This window comes from Polaromonas sp. YR568 (assembly GCF_943369415.1).
Lineage (GTDB): Bacteria > Pseudomonadota > Gammaproteobacteria > Burkholderiales > Burkholderiaceae_C > Polaromonas.
The window spans coordinates 40,639-63,705 of record NZ_CALRNF020000036.1 but is presented as its reverse complement, the minus strand read 5'-3'; the positions used below and the strand labels follow the sequence as shown (position 1 = coordinate 63,705).

At 61.8% G+C, this 23,067-nt stretch carries 17 protein-coding genes and 1 pseudogene; 8 read left to right on the top strand and 10 right to left on the bottom strand.

Annotated features, from left to right (window positions below):
* Positions 1-745: 745 nt before the first annotated feature.
* Positions 746-955: a hypothetical protein gene (locus tag ACLV74_RS20475; RefSeq protein WP_411881258.1), complete on the bottom strand. Its 210-nt coding sequence runs from the start codon at positions 953-955 to the stop codon at positions 746-748.
* A 615-nt stretch (positions 956-1,570) separates the two neighbouring features.
* Between ACLV74_RS20475 and ACLV74_RS20470 the strand changes: the two genes are divergently transcribed.
* Positions 1,571-5,938 carry a hypothetical protein gene (locus ACLV74_RS20470; protein ID WP_411881257.1) on the top strand — a complete coding sequence of 1,456 codons (4,368 nt, stop codon included), beginning with the start codon at positions 1,571-1,573 and terminating at the stop codon, positions 5,936-5,938.
* 97 nt (positions 5,939-6,035) lie between these two features.
* Here the strand turns inward: ACLV74_RS20470 and ACLV74_RS20465 are convergent, their stop codons facing one another.
* The 7 genes from ACLV74_RS20465 to ACLV74_RS20435 are packed head-to-tail and all read right to left on the bottom strand — an operon-like array spanning position 6,036 to position 10,736.
* Complete coding sequence (locus ACLV74_RS20465) at positions 6,036-6,458, bottom strand: hypothetical protein (protein ID WP_411881256.1); 423 nt, start codon at positions 6,456-6,458, stop codon at positions 6,036-6,038.
* A 40-nt stretch (positions 6,459-6,498) separates the two neighbouring features.
* Positions 6,499-6,981 (bottom strand): HAD domain-containing protein, encoded by a 483-nt coding sequence (locus ACLV74_RS20460; protein WP_411881255.1) that lies wholly within the window; start codon positions 6,979-6,981, stop codon positions 6,499-6,501.
* 8 nt (positions 6,982-6,989) lie between these two features.
* A complete protein-coding gene (locus ACLV74_RS20455; protein WP_411881254.1) occupies positions 6,990-7,616 on the bottom strand; it encodes a BPSL0761 family protein in 627 nt (208 codons plus the stop codon).
* Positions 7,613-8,443, bottom strand: a complete 831-nt coding sequence (locus ACLV74_RS20450) for a metallophosphoesterase (RefSeq protein WP_411881253.1) — start codon at positions 8,441-8,443, stop codon at positions 7,613-7,615. The genes ACLV74_RS20455 and ACLV74_RS20450 overlap by 4 nt, the downstream gene beginning before the upstream one ends.
* The gene (locus ACLV74_RS20445) at positions 8,440-9,414 is read right to left on the bottom strand and encodes an HAD domain-containing protein (protein WP_411881252.1); all 975 of its coding nucleotides are present in this window, start codon (positions 9,412-9,414) and stop codon (positions 8,440-8,442) included. Before ACLV74_RS20445 ends, ACLV74_RS20450 begins: the two co-directional genes overlap by 4 nt.
* Positions 9,411-10,220, bottom strand: a complete 810-nt coding sequence (locus ACLV74_RS20440) for a metallophosphoesterase family protein (protein ID WP_411881251.1) — start codon at positions 10,218-10,220, stop codon at positions 9,411-9,413. The genes ACLV74_RS20445 and ACLV74_RS20440 overlap by 4 nt, the downstream gene beginning before the upstream one ends.
* A 36-nt stretch (positions 10,221-10,256) precedes the next feature.
* Complete coding sequence (locus ACLV74_RS20435) at positions 10,257-10,736, bottom strand: hypothetical protein (RefSeq protein WP_411881250.1); 480 nt, start codon at positions 10,734-10,736, stop codon at positions 10,257-10,259.
* Positions 10,737-10,939: 203 nt separating this feature from the next.
* Between ACLV74_RS20435 and ACLV74_RS20430 the strand changes: the two genes are divergently transcribed.
* Positions 10,940-11,323, top strand: coding sequence for a helix-turn-helix domain-containing protein (locus ACLV74_RS20430; RefSeq protein WP_411881249.1), 384 nt, complete (start codon positions 10,940-10,942; stop codon positions 11,321-11,323).
* Positions 11,324-11,371: 48 nt separating this feature from the next.
* Here ACLV74_RS20430 and ACLV74_RS20425 read toward each other — a convergent pair.
* Together ACLV74_RS20425 and ACLV74_RS20420 are read right to left on the bottom strand one after the other, a co-directional pair.
* Positions 11,372-11,746 (bottom strand): annotated as a pseudogene (locus ACLV74_RS20425) (MFS transporter); the annotation flags it as partial.
* A gap of 149 nt (positions 11,747-11,895) precedes the next feature.
* Positions 11,896-12,912, bottom strand: a complete 1,017-nt coding sequence (locus ACLV74_RS20420; protein WP_411881248.1) for a ComEC/Rec2 family competence protein — start codon at positions 12,910-12,912, stop codon at positions 11,896-11,898.
* A gap of 212 nt (positions 12,913-13,124) precedes the next feature.
* On the opposite strand from ACLV74_RS20420, the gene ACLV74_RS20415 reads away from it, so the two are divergent.
* From ACLV74_RS20415 to ACLV74_RS20390, 6 genes are all read left to right on the top strand, one after another.
* Positions 13,125-16,724 carry a DUF2126 domain-containing protein gene (locus ACLV74_RS20415; RefSeq protein WP_411881247.1) on the top strand — a complete coding sequence of 1,200 codons (3,600 nt, stop codon included), beginning with the start codon at positions 13,125-13,127 and terminating at the stop codon, positions 16,722-16,724.
* 138 nt (positions 16,725-16,862) lie between these two features.
* Positions 16,863-19,691 (top strand): circularly permuted type 2 ATP-grasp protein, encoded by a 2,829-nt coding sequence (locus ACLV74_RS20410; protein WP_411881246.1) that lies wholly within the window; start codon positions 16,863-16,865, stop codon positions 19,689-19,691.
* Positions 19,692-19,715: 24 nt separating this feature from the next.
* Positions 19,716-20,657 carry a transglutaminase family protein gene (locus ACLV74_RS20405; protein WP_411881245.1) on the top strand — a complete coding sequence of 314 codons (942 nt, stop codon included), beginning with the start codon at positions 19,716-19,718 and terminating at the stop codon, positions 20,655-20,657.
* A gap of 166 nt (positions 20,658-20,823) precedes the next feature.
* On the top strand, positions 20,824-21,276 hold the full coding sequence (locus ACLV74_RS20400; protein WP_411881244.1) for a RidA family protein: 453 nt from the start codon (positions 20,824-20,826) through the stop codon (positions 21,274-21,276).
* 568 nt (positions 21,277-21,844) lie between these two features.
* On the top strand, positions 21,845-22,675 hold the full coding sequence (locus ACLV74_RS20395; protein WP_411881243.1) for a POTRA domain-containing protein: 831 nt from the start codon (positions 21,845-21,847) through the stop codon (positions 22,673-22,675).
* Entirely contained in the window at positions 22,672-23,058 is a 387-nt protein-coding gene (locus ACLV74_RS20390; protein WP_411881242.1) for an RDD family protein, read from the top strand. The genes ACLV74_RS20395 and ACLV74_RS20390 overlap by 4 nt, the downstream gene beginning before the upstream one ends.
* Positions 23,059-23,067: the final 9 nt, after the last annotated feature.

Sequence of the window (23,067 nt, the reverse complement as noted above, 5' to 3'; positions counted from 1 at the left end):
TGCCCAGCGTCTGATGACATTCAATGTCGCCACGTCTATCACTCCTAATTTCCCCTGCTTTTAAAACAAGCAGGGTAGTGCCTACGTGGGTCAGATTTGGATGGAAATTACTGCGTTAAGTGGATCAGATTTCGACGGAATTCAACACGGGGGCGGTTTTTCACCAAAAAGTGATCCACCGGAGGTAAAAAGTTTCAACTTAATTGATCCAGGTAATCAAGCAAATTGAGAGTGATGCCCGGTCGCGTAGCCGGGTCTCGTTAAATGAAAAGGGTGGCTCAACCTTTGGAGAATTTACCAATCAGGCCAATCGAAGCAGCCGGTGCGGGCGATAAACATTCGAAGGACGTCGGCGTTGTTATGCATGGTGACAGGTGACCTGGGTGGGCGCCCCCTCTAATTGGAGGATGTGGCTATTAGCTCTTCCGCCATAGCATGGCTACCCGACCTAGTAGGGGACTGAAATGGCGCAATTTACTATCCGAGTCGTTTTGCACGACAAGGCAACGTGGGATGACTACGAGACGCTTGCAGCAGCATTGGCCGAGAGGAATATCACTGACGTACTTACTGCGGACAATGGCGTCAGATACAAAATGCCTCCGGCCGAATATCAGTGCCACGGGAACATAACAACGGCAGATGTTTTGACCCACTGCAAGAACGCAGCCGGATCAACAGGCAAGAGATACAGCGTCTTGGTTACCGAGTCCAATGGAAGGACATGGGTTGGGCTTGATACGCTCTAATCCGAGGGAGGCCGCTTGCCGCTGGTCCACTCTTCATGCGCGACCTCAACCGGATTGCGACGCCCGTGCCGTGCGTGTGCCTTGATCGCCCAGTCGTTTACGTGCAGGTGGCCAGCGTTGCCATCGGCCAATTGGTAGATGGCCAGGATGAAGGTCCGGCGCCATTCCTCGGCCGAAAGTGGTAGGGTACTTTTGTCGGTGGTCATGTCGCGAAGTATCTCGCTATTGCGACTAATTACAAAGATGGACGTGTGAAACCGGCACGGTCACAGTCGACATTGCGCCCGAGCCGGAAGTCAGGGTCGCTGTATACGACGGCGGCTTTTGATCCTGAAGATCAATGCCGAAACGCAGATCAACAAGAATAGATTCAACAAACTTAGAGCGAGAAACCACTGCGCAGAGTTGATCCCCTGACCCAAGTGTCCGCCTGGAGCTATCACTATCCACGGTAGCAGCAATACTAAGCCAAGGAGATTTGAAACCAAGGAGTAAGCGTCGCCACCAGGAGCCTGCTGCTCCAGAAATTTCGCGCCAACCATTATCAGACCTAGCAGCACGTAGCACCCGATAGGAGTGGCTAACGGATAGTTTGAAATTTTGGTCATTGAATGCTCGCTGTTGGCCGAAAGCTGTCATATTACCGACGGCTGCGATCGGCCCATTGCAGATTTCGACGTGCCGGCTTCACACATCCATCTTTGCAATCATCGGCCGCGTGCAAGCCCACTATAGGGTGCTGCAACCAACCGTGCAAACAAGACCCCAAATAGCTTCGCCGGTAGCGCGCGAGAAAGCCACTCTGCTGGTATATATCGGGCATGCCCACCTATCTCGACCTTTCCCGGCGTTTCGTTCATCGCCCCAAGTACGAACCTCACGAGATTTACGTCTCTTTGGTCTCAGACATGCGCCTGAAATGGCCTCAGGTCCTGGAGAACCGCTTTGTCGTTATTATCGCGCCAGCCAACTACGGCAAAACAACCGAATTGGTGGAGCAGGTCAAGCGAATGCGCCTGGCTGGCGGCAGCGCAGTCTTCGTGGCCCTGCGTAAGGTTGCCGACCGCACCAGCTTCGCGAAGGCGCTCGAACCGGTAGAGCGGATTGCTTATGAAACGTGGCGGGCTGCCCCCACCTCCCCGCTGACGCTCTTTGTCGATTCCCTGGACGAGGCGTCGGCTGCTCAGCGCGATGGCATTGCAGACCTCATCGCCGACGTGGCAACGGAGGTGGGCTGGCCCAGCGACCTCATTCGGTGGGTCATCTCAACGCGCCCCGCCGTCTTGAGTACCTCTGTTCGGGACAACATCACTTCACAACTGGTTGTTCCCTACGAGACGACCATCGAGGCGACCACAGGGAAAGTTGCATCGGCGACAACGGGGTCAAGCACGATATCCGCAGGCGGAGCTTCTGTGGCCGAGCCAGAAACACTGATGTTGTTCTCGATGACTCCGCTTGAGGCCAACCAGGCCAAGACCTACTTGGCGGGTCTGCACCCAGCACTAAACGCGCCTGGAGTCCTTCGCATAGCCCACGAGCGCGGATTGGCAGGCTTCACAACAAGCCCAGGCGGACTGGACGTTTTGGCCAACATCGGCCTGACTACAAACCCGCCAGACTCACTCACTGAGGTCTTCCATCGAGTTGTAGCCGCAGTCCAAGACCGACAACGCAACGACGCACGAATCGGTGCAGTCGGTGGCGCCGTGCCCCAGGTTCTGACGGAAGCGGCGCAGCAGCTGGCATCAGCTTCGCAGGTCTGCCTATTGCCGAACATCGAACTGACTGACGATGTCTTGGCCGTCACCAATGGAGTCTTGTCCGCCCGCAAGATTGCGGGCGGCATGCTGACCGAGAAGATTCTTAAGCAGCTCTTAAACACAGAGATGTTCATTGACGCTGACCTCAACCAGGTCAAGCTCTATCCGGACGAAATTGCCCCGTTCTTAGGCGCGCAGAGGCTGGCAGGCCTCATCCAGTCGCCACAGCAGGCGCGCACGCTCGTGGAGCACTTCAGGTGGCAGGCACCGACGGGGGAGCAAGGGGTCTATCGGCAGTTTCTTCCGCTTATGGGATGGCTGGCGACGCTCAACAGCCATTGTCGGGAAGAGCTTCTCGAACGCGAGCCGCAGGCTTTGGCGTTCTTCGGCGATCTGCGGAACGCCAAGGTGCCGCTTGCTGCCGCCAAGACGGCCCTGACCGAGAGCATCCAGCGCCTGGTGCTCCAGGGTGACCGGCTCGGTCGTGGCTACTTCAATCCCACCTCAGAGAACTACTGGCAGGCAGGCCCAGAACGTCTCGAACCGCTATTGAAAGAGCTCTTTCAGAAGCACGGCGACCACCACTGGGCCCGCGATGCGCTCTTGGACATTGCCACTGCAGCTCGTTCGCACGTGCTTCGCCGTTTCGTTCTCAAGGAACACGGCAACAGCTACAAGCGGCTCATTCAGAAGACGATGGACCTCAGGTACATCCTAGAGCTCGGCCAGGCCGGCGATTTGGCAGGTCTTGCAGCGGCGCTGAAGGCCGATGACACGATAAGCGAAAGCGTCACTTCAACGTTGATGACTCGCTTGGGATGGCATCACCTAAGCGCCAAGGAACTCGCTGTTCTGGTCGACAAGCAATTCGCGCAAGGTCGAGGCGGCTTCAGTGTGGGCTACGCGTTCGATGCAGGAATTGTAGACGACGCCTCCGACGAGCAGCTGTACGAACTCTGCCGAGCGCTGGTGGTACGCCTCGCGCGCTTACGTGTGCGTGAGGGACGAGCCACACGGACGAGAAGCCGAGCTACCGACCGATACGTTGAACTCGTTGCGGAGGCCTTGGCAGCACTGCTTCAAAGGCCCGCGTTTTCCAAGCATGTGCGTGTCGCGAAGCTATGCTTGGTAATTCAGCGCGCCCTGATCGACGGACACTTCGGCACAAGCAACCCCGCAGACCTACGGCATTCGATTCAAGAGAACGCCGCCGTTCGTTTCGAGCTGCTTTCACTGAACGTGAAGCGGGCGGGAACGGACGAACACAAGCTGTGGCAAGCTGCTTACGGATACGGAGCGCTCTGTGAGCTGGTGCTAGCTGATGTCGAGAGACTGAATCTGCCCCAACTAACCGAGGTGGTGCGCAAACACGAAGAAGCGCTGGCTGCACAGCGCGCCAAACGTAAATCCGCGAGCCCAACGCCCAATCGAGACGAGCGGCTCAAGGTCGGCCCGGGCGTGAAGAAGGAACTTTTGGAGAAGTTGGACGGCCTGCGCGATGGTTCGTGGACCAACGGCCTCGCCTGGGTAGCTAGTTGGCTACTGCAGACGAACCCAAGCTCTCGTTACGGTGAAATGCGCTTCGAGGTGTTCGAGAAGGAGGCCGGGCCCGAGATTGCTCTGGCAGTGCGCGCTGGATTCAGCAAGGTCTGGCGCAAACGACCACCTGAATTCAAGGAACACGAACCGCAGACCACTCACTACATCACGGCTGCTGGCCTGCAAGGGCTCCACCTAGAGCTGGGCGAAGGAAAAGACTTGCCGCAGTTGTCTAAGGACGAGGTCAAGCGCGCTATTCAATACGCTGCCTTCGAAATCAACGGCTACCCGAAGTGGTTCTGGCCACTCGTAGCGGCGCATCAGGTCATTGCAGGGCGAGAGCTGGCGCAGATGGTGAAGCAGGCCAGCGCCGGCGCCGTTTCTCTGGAGCACGCGCAACACGTGCTCACTTCTCTCGAGCACGCATGCCCCTCCGTGCAGGTCAAAGTGGCGCCGTTGGCCTGGGCGTTCATCGTGAAGAGGCCATCGCTGAGCGACTACATCGTCGAGCGGCTCCTCAGCGTCGCCACGGAAGTGCTAGGCGTGACGCCTCGTGCAGAGTTCGAGGCCGCCGCACTTGAGAAGATGCAGACAGCCTTCGATGGGCCGCTGCCGACCAACGATGAGCGGGCGCAGGCCGTTCGAGCGCAACGCAAGCAGAGCGCGGTTTGGGCGGCTAGTTGGCTGGCTGCCTACCCAGCGGCGTTCTGCAAGGCTGTTGCGAAGTGGCTGAAACAGGCACCGGCGGACACGCGCGCCTTCATCTTTCAACTTGCAGCGCATCTGGGCACTGACCACGGCGCCAGGGCGATTCGACTAGCCAAGACTGGCAACGAAGGTGTGACCGCCCTTGCCACCCTCTACGAGTGGACCTTGGCCACGGTCCGGCCGGAAGAAGACATAGAGCGCCCATCGGGCGAGGCCTACTCGCCCGGTGAACGAGACCACGCCGAGCAACTACGAGATACGCTCATCCCGGCAATCGCTGCTGCACAGTCCCAACTGGCCTATGAAGTCCTCGATAAGTTGCGTCTGACATCGAAAGGGCCGAGGGAGATTTACCTTCGAAGTGTCCAGTTCGGTATGCGCGAGGCGCAGTTCGCACGCCCACCGCTGGCGCAGCTGAAATACGGCGACTTCGAGCGCAACTTCACCGCTGACGTTACCGACACCATATCGTTTGCAATGAAGGTCGAAAGCGACCTGTTGGCCGTGAAGTACGACATCGAGCAAGGTGAATACAGCCTGCGCAGGTTCTTCACTGCAATGACGATGAAGAAGCACCCAAAGAGCAAGGCGGAAGGTGACAAGGAAGGGTTGGCGTTGGAAGCTGACTTCCAAATACTGCTTTCCAGCGAACTGCATCACCACTCCAAGGGGCTCTACACGGTAACAGTTGAACCCCACACCGCCGAGTCCAAGCGACGCGACATCCTGTGCAGCAAGGGGACCATGCTCGCCTCCATCGAGTTGAAGATGTCCAGGCGCTGGTCCTACGAGGATTATGAAGTGGCCCTTGAGAAGCAACTTGTGGGGCAGTACATGCGCCACAACAAGGCGACTACGGGGTTCCTCATTATCGTGCTGCAGGAGGCTCGAACCTGGAACGCCCCACAGGGCGCCAAGAAGCTCAATTTCGAAGCGGTTCTCGCCATGCTGCGCGAGAAGGCACTGGCGCTGGAATCCAAAAACCGGCAGCGCTACCTGCGTGTAATTGGAATCGACGCAACGAAGCCGGTGAACTTCCGTGTTGTGGCGAAGAAGCCCGCCAAGTCAACGAAGACATCGATAGCTCCGAAGGCATCCAAGACACCTACGGCACGTTCAAAGCGCACTGTAGCAGCGAAGAAGGCAGACACCGAGGGAAACTATGAGCGCGGCCGCTAATATTGCACAGCCGAGGGTAATGGCAACAGTCACAACCGTTACCGATGGGTGGTCGAAGTCGCGCGCCGGGCTCAAGCCAACCGGTGAGGACGATCGGTCAGCATCGCCGTCTATTTGCTATCTGGCGCAGCTTTGACAACTCCAGGCCTTTGCGCAAATTCCAATGCGCAGCAATGCCATCGAGAGTATTCACAGCGGGATCACACCGAAGCAGAGGCCACGGTGGCGAAGATTCACCCGAGCGTTCCCGGCTCATTTGACTAAGTCGCTCGAAGATTTTCAGATAGGTTTCGTGAACGCTTGTCGGAGCAACGTGACTGACAGCGTGAATGAGGTATCCCAAGCGCGCATTTTCATCGGGGATCAGGCCGCCGACGTCATCCAATAACTGCGCCGCAGCGGGGCGTTTTAACTCGCCCATGAACAATGCCACCAGGTCGTAGCAGTCACGCAGGGACGCAGGTTGCTCGTCATAAACAAGCAGGTGAGCAACGTGAGCAGGAAGCGCAGGATACTTCATGGATGGAATCGGGTTCGGTTATCCGAGTCTAGGTAGGGAATCACCTTAGATACTCCTCAGCCAGAAAATCCCGCAGTTGATCCAACTCGGACGACTCCAGGCCCGTTGTACCTTCCACCCAATAAATATTGCTCTGCAAGGGATGAAAGTGATCGAAGGTGTCGTCTATGGCAACCCACGAGGAGTCATCTCCTGGACGATGAGTTGCCAGCCAGGCCAAGCACTCCAGCTGCCGGGGGTGATTGAGAAGGTCTGAAGGGAACAGGCTTTTCTCAAGCTCAGTGAAGCCATCGAAAAACGGATTCACATCAATGATCCGGGCCTGGATGTCTCGCGAGAACGGCTTGCGCAGATCTTCGAGGGACTCATGAATCCGCCGATCACTAGAGATGACGATCTCAATATTTGGATGCGCGCGAAGCGCCTCTTCAAAGATCGGCACCGAGCGATAAAGCAGCCTGGGCTCGCGATGCCACGGATGCAGCACACCATCGATGTCAAGGAAGAGGATCAAGTCGCCCATAACAGCTGCTACCACCGAACGCGCGAAATCTCCTCGTCCACCACCTCGAGGAATATGTCGGTTCTTTCCTCGGGCGTCAGCGTGTCATATTCAGGTGGCATACCGCCCAGCAGCATTTCGATGGGGGTCAGGCCGGCATATATCTTCTGCGGCCTTCGCAGGAAACTCCAGAGCAAGGTCGAATTGACGTCGGCTTCCAGGTATTTCTGCTTGGTTTGTTGCAACAGTGACTTGTCCAGCCGCTCATCGAGCTGGAATGCGGGGTAGCGCCGATCGTCGACTCGGGACGGCGACGATAGGTAAAGCAATTCACCAGCAACCGCGCGTTCGTAAACCGCCTCCGTCGAGCACTTAAGATGATCAGCCATCTGCTGAGCTGTCAGCACGCCGTATAGATGCGCAAAGCGGCCGGGGTTTTGTTTCTCGACCGTTGGTGGAGGGTGTTCGACAGGTGGAGCAAGTTTCTCCGGCGGAAAATGATCGAGGAACCCGATTTCCGCCGCGGTTGGGTAATGACGCAGGATCACCTGGGCTTCTTGCCGGCGTTTCTCCGATATCTCGCCCGTGTTGCACAGTTCTTTGATGAACTCTCCCGCCCAGTTCAGCGCGCGCGCTCTTTCGTTTGGCAGGGTCATGGCATATCCCTTCCTGGGGTTGAGGTGTTAATCAACAGACCCGGGTCAAAGCTTGGATTTTCAAACTCGCTTTTGTGCCAGCCCAAGGGATAGCCTCTGGGGTTGCAGATCACCCGCACCGAGCGCTTCGAGTCGCCGATGCGGTAGTTGCAGGACTCATGCATGTGGCCGTGAACCCAGAGCTTGGCGCCCAGCAAAACCTCCGTCGGTAGTTTGGATCCGAAATTTGCCGATATCAGGTCGTTCGACCACCGTGGCGCAGTCGATCGGCGGCTGGGGTAATGGTGGGTGATGACCACCGTTGATGCTGGATCGCCCTTGACCATCTCCGCCTGCGGCCAGGCCAAGCTCTCCTGGTGCCGCTGTATCGTGTCCTCCGCGCTCAGTTTTGACAACTTACGTTTCTCAGAAAGTAGGTTGTCAACCTTGATTTCGCTGAAGTCGTTCATGAAGGCCATCGAGTCCTGAATTGCCTTGGGCTTCTTGTCCTGGCCGAAAAGCAGGAAATCAGTCCAGAGCGTGCAGCCCAGAAACCTCACGTCGTCGATCGTGATGCCGTCGTTTTCCAGAAAGTGGATCCCATAGTCGACCGCTTTGGCCCGGAGTTCCAGGAGCAGATTCGTCCAATGGTGGTGATAAAACTCATGGTTGCCGGCGATGTAGATGATGGGCTTGCCGGGAAAAGTCTTGTTCGCCCAGGCCAACCCTTGGGTGCCAGTGCTGATGTCCCCCGCCAGTACGATGACATCAGCTGCGTCGACGGCCGTCGGATCGGGCACAAAGGGCGCGAACTCAACGTGCAGGTCGGACAGGAGCAGGATTTTCATTGAAAGTGTTTCCGTAGCAGCTCACGCAACCGGCGCCCGTCCGGGCCGACAAACCCCGTCGCGGGATTGATGGTCATCAGGTTCTTGCAAAACGGGCGAAACAGATACGCCTTGTCGTCCAGGGCCAGCCAGTGCGGGCTGTAAGGCCGGTTGGCGCGCAACCAGGCGATGCACTCCCATTCCCGCGGGTAAAGTTCCAGGCCGTCCGGAAACTGCCTGGGGTCCAGATTTCTGGAATCAGGCGTGACCCCGACGATGCGCTCGGATATGTCGTATGAAAAATAATGCTTCAGGGTGTCACCTGCAGAGTCCAATGGAAAGCGAAGGCGCCAGGTTGTTGTCAACACGATGTCGACCTCCGGGAAATCTCGCAAGATTTTCTGGAGCCGATCGCGGTTACAAAATCTGCTCTCCCTATGGCAAACGTCTGGATGCAGGACGCCATCGAAGTCAAGAAACAGGGTCATATATTCCTTACGGGTGTCCATCGGTTGCCTCGTGATCCGCGTCAAGTGCTGGCGGAACACGTCTTCGTCGGAAGGCATGAATCCGTCGTCCCTATTGACCACCATGAGATTGACGCTGCCGGGTGAGAACCACCATGCGCGGTCATCCAAAACCATCCAGGGAGTCCAGGCGGGCCGATTCGATTTAAGCCATTTCAGGCATTCGGCCTCGCGCGGGTATGGCAGGGGAGCCAGACCCCGCGATTCACGCCGGCCTAAAAATGGCGTGACTCCGATGACCCGTGATGCGATGTCTGGAGAAAAGTGCTGGCGCATGTTCGATACAGCAACCGCTTCACCTTCGTTCCACCAATCGAGGCGCCAGGCTGAGGAAATGACGATTTCGACAGAAGGGAAGTCCCGCAGGATTGCCTCCACGAGGGGGAGCTGGGACAGAGCCTTGTCAGCCAGGCATGGCTCCGGATGCAGCACCCCGTCGAAGTCAAGAAAGAGAATCGGGCTCATGGCGGCGCGTTCTTGAAAACGTCCAGGTACTTTTGCCGGAAGTCCCTTTGCGCGTCCAATTCGCCTGGAATGATCACGGTGGCGTTTCCGTCCGCGTCGATGGCGATGATGCCTCGCAAGCCGACGCCAAAACTCCTGAAGCCCTGCCGACGCCAACGATCGGAGCTGTCCAGGTTGTCGTGGTGGTGGCCGTGAACGGCAACTTTGACGCCCATGCTTTGCGCCAGGGTGTCCAGGATTTCGAAGCCGTTGTTGTGATAACCCGGCGCTTCGTGAGTGACGAGAATGTCTGCTCGCATGAGAGATAAGCGATCCAGTTCGTCCGGATAAATGCTTGACCAGTGTTTGCGCGGCACGCCGCCTTGCCACCGGTCTTGCGTGGGTGTGGCCTGGATATGCTCTTGGCGATTGCGGAACTTTGGCGGAGTAGGCAAGGTTGGATACCAGACGCCTTCCCGAAATACGCCACTCAAGCCGGCGATCCGGAGCCCATTGGGCAAAGTCACCACCCGGCCATCGAGGTTTCGATCCGCGAGCTTGCTGCCCCAGAGGTGGTTCCAGTTGCGCTCGCTGTCGGTGTCATGATTGCCGTGGATGTACCAGAGCTTGTCGGCAATCGCTGCCAACTCCTCGTGCAGCGGCCGCGCCGGCTCCATGTCACCCAGCAAGATGACTGCTGAGGCGCGCAACTTACCCGCAGCCCGCAGGATGCGGGCGAACTGTCCGTGCGGGTCGCCGCAGAATAAAACGATGTCGGCAGGGAGGGGCACAGCTTCATTACCGAGATTGCAGGTACGTCGATCCATACTTTGTGCACGGAGATTCAAGTACGAAGCGCAAGGCTATTGCTGCAAAGGAAAGGTGCGGTGGAGAACTTTTTTGCGCAGCCGCTTGACCGGTGTGGCTAGCATCGAGTCGGCATACGTCACTCCCTCTGCCGTCTCGTAAATGTCGGCCAACTGGCCGACCTCCGACGGCTCTTCAGCCCTCCAGACCGCCCGCAAAGGTTCCATCTTCCATTGACTGGTGCCGTTGAAGTGTCCGGGGGTGACGATGAATACCGAGTCAAGCTGCAGCTGACTCGTCACCTCCATTTGAGCCAACCCCTCCACGTCCGCGATGTTGGAAACCAATATCGTTCGGCTCACTCGGAAGGAGTCATCGTCAATGGAATCTGGTTGACTGATCGACACAAGGAACCAGGGTCGTTGAAGGGCAAGCTCCGCGGCCCGCCAATGAGTCAGTCCATCCCCAAAAGGGTTCAATGGCGCTTTGTGCTGCTTGTGAGTAACGAACATGTTGAATTCATGGGTTTTGGCCATATAGACAGCCGGCTTATCGGGAAGGTCTAGCGCGCCAGATACCCAATTGCGTTCAGTCCAGCCAGTTGCAGAGCCTCCTCAAGGCGGTTCGGCCTGCAATTTTCAATCGCAATATAGATCTAATTTGTTGCCTTACAACAAATTAGATCATTCTACATACGACGTCGATTGTCAACACTTTCATCCGTATTAAAGGATGTGATGTGCAACGTAAGAAAAGGGAACTTCCTGAAGACCTTCGACGGAGATTGGGTGCTGCTATTGCGGAGCGGCGCAAGCTAGGCAAGCTGACTCAGGACGAACTTGCGGGCTTGGTTGAGGTCGACGCAGAAACCGTCTCTCGGTTTGAACGTGGCATTTCCATGCCTTCACTTGAACGCCTATGGGTTATTGCGGACGCACTTGATGTGGGTATGAGCGACCTGCTGGTAGCAACAAGCACGCTGCCGAACGATCAAGCTCGCAGGCTTACGGCAATCATGGACGGCTTAGCCATCGCTGATCAACGATTGCTGATGGATTTCGCCCAACTTCTCCAAAAGCGACAGGTGGGCGATTTACCCTGCAGTCGCCGAAAACAAGAATGACTCTGAACGTCGTTCTAACGTTAACAGTTAGAACCATCCAGATAGATTGAAGAACCAGGCAAACATGGCCGCCGCCCACAGCACGCCCACCACATTGGCGGTTGCCACATTGCGCAGGCGGAACATGGCCAGTGGCACCAGCGGCGTCTTCACTTTGGACTCGATGACCAGGAAGATGGCCATCAGAACGGCGGCCACGCCCAGCAGGCCCAGCGTCTGGCCCGACAGCCAGCCCGCTTCATTGCCGTTGACGATGCCGTACACCGCCAGCATCAGCGAGGTAGTAACGGTGATGGCGCCCCACACGTCCAGCTTCGCATTACCGGCCTGGCCCTTGCCGCCGGGCAGCAGCATGACGCACAGCGCAAACACCGCGGCGCCTATCGGCAGGTTGACCAGAAAGATCCAGTGCCAGCTGTATGTTGACCTCAACCATCCCAAGAACGCTGATGCGCTTCTTAATGAAGTTTTAAAGGAGGTCCATGTCCTGATGACTCAGAAAAAGAGTTGAAGGAACGCCTCGTGCAGCTAGGCAAGCCGAATGCCTATGGACAAAATATTGACTATTTGTCCTAAAAACTTGTGTTCTTCATGGACATGGCTGAAATTCCTGAAACGCTAGGATCCACGGGGCGTTTTAGCCATGTCCATACCCTGACAACAAACCGGTACGTGATGTGCAAGCCGGAAATGCTCATCAAATGCGCGACGCCCGTGGCGCGAAACACGTCCCAGTCGGCGCGCTCGATGGCGTTCTGGTCGCCCACCACCAGCGCGGCGATGACACCGGCCCATTGGCGGTCGCTCACGCGCTCAAAAATCGCGTCGCGCACCGCCTGCCGGGCCTGCTCAATCGGGTGTTGCCAGCTGCTGGAGAGCCTGGCGGGCGGCGCATCGTTGGCGCCGGCGCGCACATAGCCGGTGGCCTGTATGCCCTGCTCCCACAGCCACAGCTCGTAGTCAAAACCGTGCGGGTTGCTGTTGCCGTGCGGCGCCTTGAGCCGCACCGTCATGCGCCAGCGCTCCCCGGCGCGCAGGGGCTGCGGCTGGCGCTGCAGGGCCAGCGCCGCCTCGAAGGGGTCGGCGTCCTGCACGCTCTGCGCCGGGGAGCGGGCCTCGCGCCCGGCAAAGCCCGAATACCAGCCCAGCAGGATCTGCGGCGGCAGTGTGACTGTCCGGCCGTCCAGGCGGGCGGAGTCGACATCGAGGCGAAAGCGCAGCCCGTCTTCACCCGGTTGCGGCATGGCCGGCACGCTGCCGGTGACCTCGATGTCGCGGCCCTCGAGGGCCGGGTCCAGCGCGCCGGCCTGAAAAGCCCCGGCCCGCCAGCCGGCCGAGCCAAAGCCCAGCAGCGCCGCCAGGCCGAACGCCAGCATCGCCCTGCCACACGAAGCCCCTGCCGCGCGCCCGCCAAAGCCCCACCAAAGCCCCGCCGCCACGCAAGCCGGCAAGGCGCACGCGGCATACGCCTGTTGCGGCCACAAGGCGGGCTGCTGCAATTGCAGGGCGATGCCCGCGATGAAACCGGCCAGAACAGGCCCGGGGCTTACGGCTTGTCGCCGCGCCCCTCGTGATACAGCTCGCGTCAAAGCCGCCTCCCCTTCTTTTTTTGCTTTTTTAGAAGCTGTTTAACGGGAGCGCGACACAAAGAGCCGACGGCGCGCCATGCAAACTCTGCATATGGCGCAGCTCTTGCTTTCAGAAAGACAGCCAAATCCGGGTAAGCTGTAAGAACCTGTTCTGAACCCGACCGCTTGATGTGGCGGTCCTTGCCCCCTGTTATTTTTTAAGCGAGGTTGCCTTGTCCATCCATGTCGCCCTGAGCCACATCACCCATTACAAGTACGACCGCCTGGTGAAACTCGGCCCCCAGGTGGTCCGCCTGCGGCCCGCACCGCACAGCCGCACGCAGGTGCTGTCCTATTCCCTCAGGGTTGAGCCCGCCGGGCATTTCATCAACTGGCAGCAGGACCCGTTTGCCAACTACCAGGCCCGCCTGGTGTTTCCCGAGCCGACGCGCGAGTTCAAGGTCACGGTAGACCTGGTCGTCGAAATGGCGGTGTTCAACCCCTTTGACTTCTTCCTGGAACCGGCTGCCGAGGAATTCCCCTTCGCCTACAACGCGCTGCAGGCCCGCGAACTGGCGCCCTACCTGGCGACCCAGCCGGTAACGCCGCTGCTCAAGCGCTACCTCGACAAAATCGACCGCACGCCCAAGCGCACCATCGACTTCCTGGTGGGCCTGAACCAGGGCCTGCAGTCGGACATCAAGTACTCCATCCGCATGGAGCCGGGCGTGCAGACGCCCGAAGAGACCCTGCGCCTGGCCTGCGGCTCCTGCCGCGACACGGGATGGCTGCTGGTGCAGCTGCTGCGCCACATGGGCCTGGCCGCGCGTTTTGTCTCGGGCTACCTGATACAGCTCAAGGCCGACGTCAAATCCATAGACGGCCCCAGCGGCGCCGAAACCGACTTCACCGACCTGCACGCCTGGTGCGAGGTGTTCCTGCCCGGCGCCGGCTGGGTGGGCCTGGACCCGACCTCGGGCCTGATGGCGGGCGAAGGCCACATCCCGCTGGCCTGCACCCCCGAGCCATCCAGCGCCGCGCCCGTCGAAGGCGGCGTCGACAAGTCCGAAGTCGAGTTCGAACACCACATGGCGGTGCAGCGCATTTACGAATCCCCGCGCGTGACCAAGCCCTACACCGAGGAGCAATGGCAGGAGGTGCTGGCGCTCGGCGAAAAGGTCGACAAGGACCTGGCCGCCGGCGACGTGCGCCTGACCATGGGCGGCGAGCCGACCTTTGTGGCCACCACCGACCGCGACGCGGCTGAATGGAACATCGACGCGCTGGGCCCGACCAAGCGCGGCTACGCGACCGAGCTCGTGCAAAAGCTGCGCGCCGAATACGGCGAAGGCGGCTTCCTGCATTTCGGCCAGGGCAAGTGGTACCCGGGCGAGCAGTTGCCGCGCTGGGCGCTGAGCATTTTCTGGCGCAAGGACGGCCAGCCCATCTGGCAGAACCCGGCCCTCTTCGCCGACGAGCGCCAGCCCTGCAACTACACCAGCGCCGACGCGCAGCGCTTCGTGCAGACGCTGGCCGGCAAGCTGGGCCTGGCCACCACCTACATCACGCCGGGTTATGAAGACACCTGGTACTACCTCTGGCGCGAACGCCGGCTGCCGGTCAACGTCGACCCGTTTGATTCGAAACTGGACGACGCCATGGAGCGCGAGCGCCTGCGCCGCGTCTTCATGCAGGGCCTGGATTCCGTCGTGGGCTACGTGCTGCCGCTGCAGACCAAGGAGCAGCTCAAGCAGCGAAACGCCGGCGCCTCGCCGTCGCTGGCCGGCCCGAAATGGACCACCGGCCCCTGGTTCTTCCGCGAAGAGCGCATGTACCTGATGCCGGGCGATTCGCCCATGGGCTACCGCCTGCCGCTCGATTCCGTGCCCTGGGTGTCCAAGACCGACTACCCCTACATGATCGAGTCCGACCCCTTCGCTCCGCGGCAGGACCTGCCGGCCGCCTCGGCGATGGCCGCACGCTACAACGGCAGCTTCAGCGCGGCCAGGGGCGCCACGCCGGCAGCCCCTTCCATGGGCGGCAGCGCCGGTTCGCTGGCGCAGTACATGGCGCGCTACATGACGGGCAACACCGCGCTGACGCAGGCCAGCCGCATTTTGCAGTTCCGGCCGCTGGGCAATACCGGCACCCCGGGCGCGGACGGCAAACCGGCCGCGGAGGCCGCGGCGCCCATCGACGACCGCGCGCCCAAGCCCTTTGAATCGGCCGCCTGGCTCACGCGCACGGCGCTGTGCGTCGAGGTGCGCGACCCGTCGCGCGCCAACGGCCCCAAGGAAAAAGACAAACCCAAGGCCGACCCCGACAGCAAGGCCAACAAATCGGGCCGCGGCGAAACCGGCGCGATCTATGTCTTCATGCCGCCCATGGAGCGCCTCGAAGACTACCTGGACCTGCTGGCCGCGGTGGAAGCCACGGCGCAATCGCTGGGCGTGAGCATCGTGCTCGAAGGCTATCCGCCGCCGCGCGACCCGCGCCTGAAAATGCTGCAGGTCACGCCCGACCCGGGCGTCATCGAGGTCAACATCCACCCGGCCTACAACTGGGGCGAGCTGGTGGCGCACACCGAGTTCCTCTACAAGATCGCCCACGAGACGCGCCTGTCGGCCGAAAAGTTCATGACCGACGGCCGCCACACCGGCACCGGCGGCGGCAACCACTTCGTGCTGGGCGGCGCCACGCCCGCCGACAGCCCCTTCCTGCGCAAGCCCGAGGTGCTGGCCAGCCTGATCGCCTACTGGCACAACCACCCCTCGCTGAGCTACCTGTTCTCGGGCATGTTCATTGGCCCGACCAGCCAGGCCCCGCGTGTGGACGAAGCCCGCAACGACCAGCTCTACGAGCTCGAAATCGCGCTGCGCGAGATAGAGAACAACCGCAAGAAATACGGCGCCGACATGCCTCCCTGGCTGGTGGACCGCACGCTGCGCAACATCCTGGTCGACGTCACCGGCAACACGCACCGCAGCGAGTTCTGTATCGACAAGATGTACTCGCCCGACTCCACCACCGGCCGCCTGGGCCTGCTGGAGTTGCGCGCCTTCGAGATGCCGCCGCACGCGCGCATGAGCATCGCCCAGCAACTGCTGCTGCGCGCACTGGTGGCGCGCTTCTGGAACAAGCCCTACCACGGCCGCGTCACGCGCTGGGGCACCGAGCTGCACGACCGCTTCCTGCTGCCCGGCTTTATCCGCATGGATTTCGAGGACGTGCTGACCGAATTGCGCGAGGCCGGCTACCCCTTCGACATGGCCTGGTTCGAGCCCCACTTCGAGTTCCGCTTCCCGCTCATCGGCCAGGTCAAGTCCAACAGCATTGAGCTGACCTTGCGCAGCGCGCTGGAGCCCTGGCATGTGATGGGCGAGGAAGGCTCGGCCGGCGGCACCGTGCGCTATGTCGATTCGTCGCTGGAGCGCATCGAGGTGCACGTCACCGGCCTCAACGACAACCGCTACGTCGTCACCGTCAACGGCCGCGCCCTGCCGCTGCAAAGCACGGGCCGCGTCGGCGAATACGTGGCCGGCGTGCGCTACAAGGCCTGGAACCCGCCTTCGGCCCTGCACCCCTCGATAGGCGTGCATGCGCCGCTGACCTTCGACATCGTCGATACCTGGATGGAGCGCTCGCTGGGCGGCTGCCAGTACCACGTGGCCCACCCGGGCGGGCGCAACTACGACACGCTGCCGGTCAACTCGTACGAGGCTGAAAGCCGCCGCCTCACGCGCTTTTTCCGCATGGGCCACACGCCCGGCAAGATGCGCGTGGCGCCGGCGCAGGCCAGCCGCGAGTTTCCGTTCACGCTGGACTTGCGCTGAAGGCCCATAAGACAGGTTGCCCGCCTGTCTTATGGCTGCAACATTTGCATGCCCAAGCGGCATAAATAGCCGTTTGGGCCGTGAAACGCCCCTTCATTGAGCTTTTGCGCCTCCGGGCCGCAGGCATACTTGCAGCACGTGGAAAATAACACCCAGTCCCTTTTTGCCGGCCAGGCGCTCGAATCCCCCTGCGCCCTGGCCGCCGCGCTGGCCCCGCATGCGGCGGCGGGGCATTTTGACGAGTTGCGGGGCCGTGTCTCCGAAGGCCCGGCACCCGTGGAAGCCGCCGCGCCGGCCCAACCCGCCTTGCGCGCGGCCGGCAGCGTGCCTGAAACCGCCGCCCCTCCAGCCGAAGCCCCGGCCGCCACGGACGAAACGCTGTCGCCCGACTGGACGCGTTTTTTCAACTTCCTGGGCGCCGACGGTTTTTACGACCTGAACCACCGCACCGCCAACCTGCGGCGCCAGATCCGCGACAACGGCGTGACCTACAACGTCTACGCCGACGCCAACGGCCCGCAGCGGCCCTGGGCGCTGGACTTGTTCCCCATGATGGTGTCGGCCGCCGACTGGGCGCAGATCGAGGCCGGCATCCAGCAGCGCGCCCGCCTGCTGGACCGTGTCATGGCCGACATCTACGGCCCGCAGGAGTTGCTGTCCAAAGGCCTCTTGCCCAGCGCGCTGGTGCATGCCCACCCGGGCTACCTGCGCGGCATGCAGGGCGTGCAGCCGGCCGGCGGCACCTATCTGCACATTGCCGCCTTCGACATCGCGCACGGCCCCGACGGCCGCTGGTCCGTGGTCTCGCAGCGCACGCAGGCGCCCTCGGGCCTGGGCTACCTGCTGGAAAACCGCCTCACGATTTCGCTGCTCTTCCCCGAAGCCTTCCGCGAGATGAAGGTCGAGCGCCTGGCCGCCTCGTACAAGGCGCTGGTGGATGGCCTCAAGGCCATGAGCCCGGGCGACGGCAGCGAGGAAAGCCGCGTCGTGCTGCTGACGCCGGGGCCTTACAACGAAACCTATTTCGAGCATGCCTACCTCGCGCGCTTCCTGGGCCTGACGCTGGTCGAGGGCAGCGACCTGCTGGTGCGCGACGACAAGCTTTACCTCAAAACCCTGCGCGGCCTGGAGCGGGTGCACGGGCTGCTCAAGCGCCTGGACGACGAATTCCTCGACCCGCTGGAGCTGCGCTCGGACTCCACGCTGGGCGTGCCCGGCCTGCTGCAGGTCATACGCGCCGGCAATGTGCTGGTGGTCAACACCCCAGGCTCGGCTTTCCTCGAATCCAGCGCGCTGCTGGGCTTTCTGCCCGCGCTGTCGCGGCATCTGCTGGGCGAAACCCTGGCCCTGCCCTCGCTGGCGACCTGGTGGTGCGGCGAGCAGGCCGTGCTGCAGGACGTGCTGGGCCAGCTCAAGGACTGCGTGATCAAGCCGACCTACCCCGGCTCGGGCATGGATTCGGTGATAGGCCACACGCTGTCGCGCCGCGCGCTCGACGAATGGGCCGGCCGCATCGTGCGCCGCGGCGAGGACTACACCGTGCAGGCCTACCTGCCGCTGCCGCAGACGCCGACCTGGCAGGGCGAGCGCGTCTCCCCGCGCTCGGCCATGCTGCGCGTCTTCGCCGTGGCCGATGGCAAGGGCTCCTGGCAGGTGCTGCCGGGCGGGCTGGCGCGCCTGGCCGGCAAGAATGAAAACATGTCGTCGATGCAGCACGGCGGCAGCAGCGCCGACGTGTGGGTGCTGGGCGATTCCACTGCCAACAAGGCCGCGGCCCCGCGCGCCGAGCAGCCCGCGCCCGCCTGGGCCACGGCGCCGCTGCGCCACCGCCCGCCCGTCACCAGCCGCGCGGCCGAAAACCTTTTCTGGCTGGGCCGCTACACCGAGCGCGCCGAAAACTCCACGCGCCTGGCGCAGATCACGCTGCAATGCCTGGGCGGCGAAGACCAGACCTCGCAACCGCTGCTCGCCTGGCTGACCAGCATGGCCGTCGGCAACGCGCTGGTGCTGGACACCGTGCCGCCGGCCACGCATGCGCGCCGCGTCTTTGAACGCGCCCTGATCGCCAACCTGGCCGACACCGAGCAAGCCGCCAGCGTGGGCTACAACCTGCGCGCGCTCAAGAGCGCGGCCTCGGCCGTGCGCGAGCGCCTGTCGCAGGAACAGTGGCACATGATCGTGCGCACCGAGGCCGATTTCTTCCAGCGCTGCGCGGTGTTCAGCGCCGTGGGCCAGACGCAATCACAAAGCCAGGGCGGGCAAAGCCAGAGCCAGTCCGCCCCGTCCAGCCCTCCCAGCCAGTACCTGCTTGAATACTCCTCCGTCGAGGCGCTGCGCGCGCTCGAATCGGCCAGCGCTTTCCTGTCGGCCATGACGGGCGCGCAGACCGACCGCATGACCCGCGACGACGGCTGGCGCCTGCTCAGCGTGGGGCGGCTCATCGAGCGGCTCAACACCCTGGCCGGCGCGCTGGTGCGCGGTTTTGACACCGGCTCGGTCTTCGAGGAAGGCGGCTTCAACGCCATGGTGGCGCTGTTCGACAGCACCATCACCTTCCACGCGCAGTACCAGCAGCGCCGCGACATCCCGGCCCTGCTCGATTTGCTGGTGCTGGACCGCGACAACCCGCGCTCGCTGGGCTGGGTGGTGCAGACCCTGCGCGGCCGCCTGGCCAAGCTGGCCGGCAGCGCGCCCGGCGACATGCCCGAGCTCGCCATGGAACTGCCCGACCCCGGCAGCTGGGCGCTGGCCGACCTGTGCGCCGGCGCACCGGCCGCCAACCATGACGACGGCGCCGGGCGCGAAGAAGGCGGCGAAAAAGATGGCGAAGAAAACGGCGGCTGCCAGGACGCCCGCCTGGTCGACCTGCTGCAGCAATGCTGCGACGCCGCGCTGGAGCTGTCGGACACCCTGAGCCGCCGCTACTTCAGCCATGCCGCATCCGGCAGCCAGAGCCTGGGCGCCTGAGCCCCAAGCCGAGCGGAGTTCCCCATGCTGCTTCACGTCGTCCACGAAACCCGTTACCGCTATGCGCCGGCGGTGGTAAACGCCCATCACGTGGTGCACCTCAAACCCGCCAGCCGCAACGGCCAGAACCTGCTGCGCTATGACTTGCGCATCGATCCGGCGCCGGTGCAGCTGTGCGACACCGTGGACGTCTACGGCAACACGCGCAGCTATTTTTCACTGCAGTCCGCGCATGAAAGCCTCACCGTCATTGCCGACAGCGTGGTCTCCACCTCGGTGGCCAACCCGCTGCAGTCCGAAGCCTCGCTCTCCACCAGCCGGGCCGCCTCGCCTTCCTGGGAACAGGTGCGCGAGCAGTTCCGCTACCGCGCCGGCGCGGCCTACGACAGCGCCTCTGAATTCCTCTTCGCCTCGCCCTATGTGCCGCGCGACGACGCCTTTGTCGAATTCGCCCGGCCCAGCTTCCTGCCCGGCAGGCCGCTGCCCGAGGCGGCGCGCGACCTGATGGAGCGCATCCACGACACCATGACCTATGAAAGCGAAAGCACCGAGGTCAACACACCGGCGCTCGAAGCGCTCAGGCAAGGCAAAGGCGTGTGCCAGGATTTCGCCCACATCATGGTGGCCTGCTGCCGCGCCATGGGTTTGCCGGCGCGCTACGTGAGCGGCTACCTGCTCACCAGCCCGCCGCCCGGCCGGCCGCGCCTGGTCGGCAGCGACGCCTCGCATGCCTGGGCTTCGGTCTATTGCCCGGGCCTGGGCACCTGGCTGGACTTCGACCCCACCAACAACCGCGCGCCGGGCGAAGACTACGTCACCCTGGCCACGGGCCGCGACTTCCTGGACGTGTCCCCCATGCGCGGCGTGATACGCGGCGGCGCGCAGCACATCCTGGACGTGGCCGTGACGGTGGCGCCCCTGGCCGCCACCGACGCGCTGTCGGCCGGGACGGCTACGGCGGACTGAGCGCGGGTTTCCCGCGCGGCGACTTTCGTCCGGCCCGGCCGCCGCCCCGCATCGCTTCATCACTTCCTTTCATGCCGCAACAGGCCCGCGCGCCGGCGGGCCCCGCCCTACAATTCCCTGCACACCCGCCTGCCCGCGGGAACCGCCTTCAACCAAAGGGAACACCATGAGCGCCTACGACAAGCTGAAAGCACTGAACATCACCCTGCCCGCCGTGGCAACGCCGGCCGCCGCCTACCTGCCTTTCGTGCAGACCGGCAACCTGGTCTTCCTGAGCGGCCACATCGCCAAGAAAGACGGCAAGGTCCACACCGGCCAGCTGGGCAAAAACATGAGCACCAAAGAAGGCAAGGCCGCCGCGCGCGCCGTCGCCATCGACCTGATGGGCACGCTGGAAGCCGCCGTCGGCCTGGGCAAGGTCAAGCGCATCGTCAAACTCATGAGCCTGGTCAACTCGACCGGCGACTTCACCGAACAGCACCTGGTCACCAACGGCGCCAGCGAACTCTTCGCCGAAATCTTCGGCGACGCCGGCAAACACGCGCGCAGTGCTTTCGGCGTGGCGCAGATTCCCATGGGCGCCTGCGTTGAAATCGAGCTGATTGCCGAAGTCGGCTGAACCCGTTCAGCTGAAGGGTCCGTAGGGGTTCCCCAAACGGGCCGGGCTTCACCGCCATTCAACAGCCCGGTGACTGTCGGGCTATGCGGGGCACGCCACGATCGCCCCGCCGTCGTTGACGACGAATCAAGTTTGATAAATCAAACATGAAATGTCCTGGATCGGACATTCGCGCCGCGTGCGCGTGAGAAATTCACATACCGTTCGGGTTGTCAAAAAAACCCGTCCGGAAAATCTCTCCAGAAACTGATCCTCCAGCCTGAACTCGTGCGCGCAATTCAAAACACTGAATTGCCGCGCCAGTCAATCACCCTGTCAATAAACCGAGAACGTCGCGGACAAAAGTCCGAATGGCGAGACACGTGTTTTTCTCTCTGAAATGCCTTTGTGAGGGAACGAATCAGGGGTGGATTTTTCGGTATTTTTCGCATGGTTTTTCATGGCATCTCGGGCTTTTGCAACCTACGCTTCGCCCGGTTCAAAAAACATGAGTCCATGACTCGAAAAAATCCCAGGGAGTTCGTTGGTGGAGGAAGGTCATTTCAAAAAACAAAGGCGTGGGCGACGCTTGTCGTTCCTCGCCGCCATGGCGCTGGCCCTGCCTCATGCGGCCAACGCCCAATCCGCCCCGCAGCGGGCATTGCCGCCGGCGGAGCAGCAGCAACGTAACCGGGACGATGCCGATGCGCAGAACCGGGCCCAGGAGCGCGAACGCGCCTTGCGCCGGCAGCAGGAGAGCACACGCGACGAACTCAAGTCAGCCGCCCCGTCCGCCAAAGCCGCAAAGCTTGAGAGCGAGACGCCCTGCATTGTCATTCGCCAGATCGGCCTGAACGTCATCGCAGGCGACCCCAGCCCTGTATCGGACTGGGAGTGGGCGCTCAAGGCATTGGATGGCCCGGACCATGACGACTCGCCGCTGCGGCGCTGCATAGGCACCGCCGGCATAGACCTGCTCACCCGGCGCGTGCAGGACGCGGTGGTGGCGCGCGGCTACACCACCACGGCCGTCCTGCTCGCGCAGCAAGACCTCAAAGCCAGCCAGGCGCTCAGCTTCACTATCGTTCCCGGCCGCGTCCACGCCATCCGCTTTGCCGAACCCGTGAGTCCGCGCGGCAATGCCCGGAACGCGCTCCCCATCAAGCCCGGCGACATCCTGAACCTGCGCGATATGGAGCAAGCCATCGAGAACTTCAGGCGCGTGCCCAGCGCCCAGGCCGAGATTGTGGTCGAGCCGGTCCAGGGGATTCCCGGCCGCAGCGACCTGGTCATCCGCTACCAGCAGGCGCAACCGTTCCGGACATCCCTGTCCCTGGACGACAGCGGCACCAAGGCCACCGGAAAATACCAGGGCGGCCTCACGCTGTCCTATGACAACTGGTGCCCCTGTATCCCATGAATAAACCTCTCGCATCCCTCAGTCAAAGATTCAACGCGCAATTCGTAGACGGCCTGGCCGCCTTGGTCCTCGCAGTAGTGGCATACCAGATTGCCGATGTGCTGGGCCTCCCCACATGGGTGATATTCATCGCGTGGGCACTTTATCTGCTCTTGTGCGATGGTTTCCCGAAAGGGCAAAGCCTTGGCAAGATGCTGACAAAAACTGCCGTGGTGGATGTCCAAACCAACCAGCCGTGCAAATACTGGCAGTCAGTGCTCCGAAACGCGCCGCTCATGGTGCTGGGCATTTTTGATGCCATCTTCATTTTCGGGAAGCAAAGGCGCAGGCTGGGCGATTTTCTGGCATCGACCAAAGTGGTTCAGCAGGGTCAGGCTGACTAAAAGCGAGCC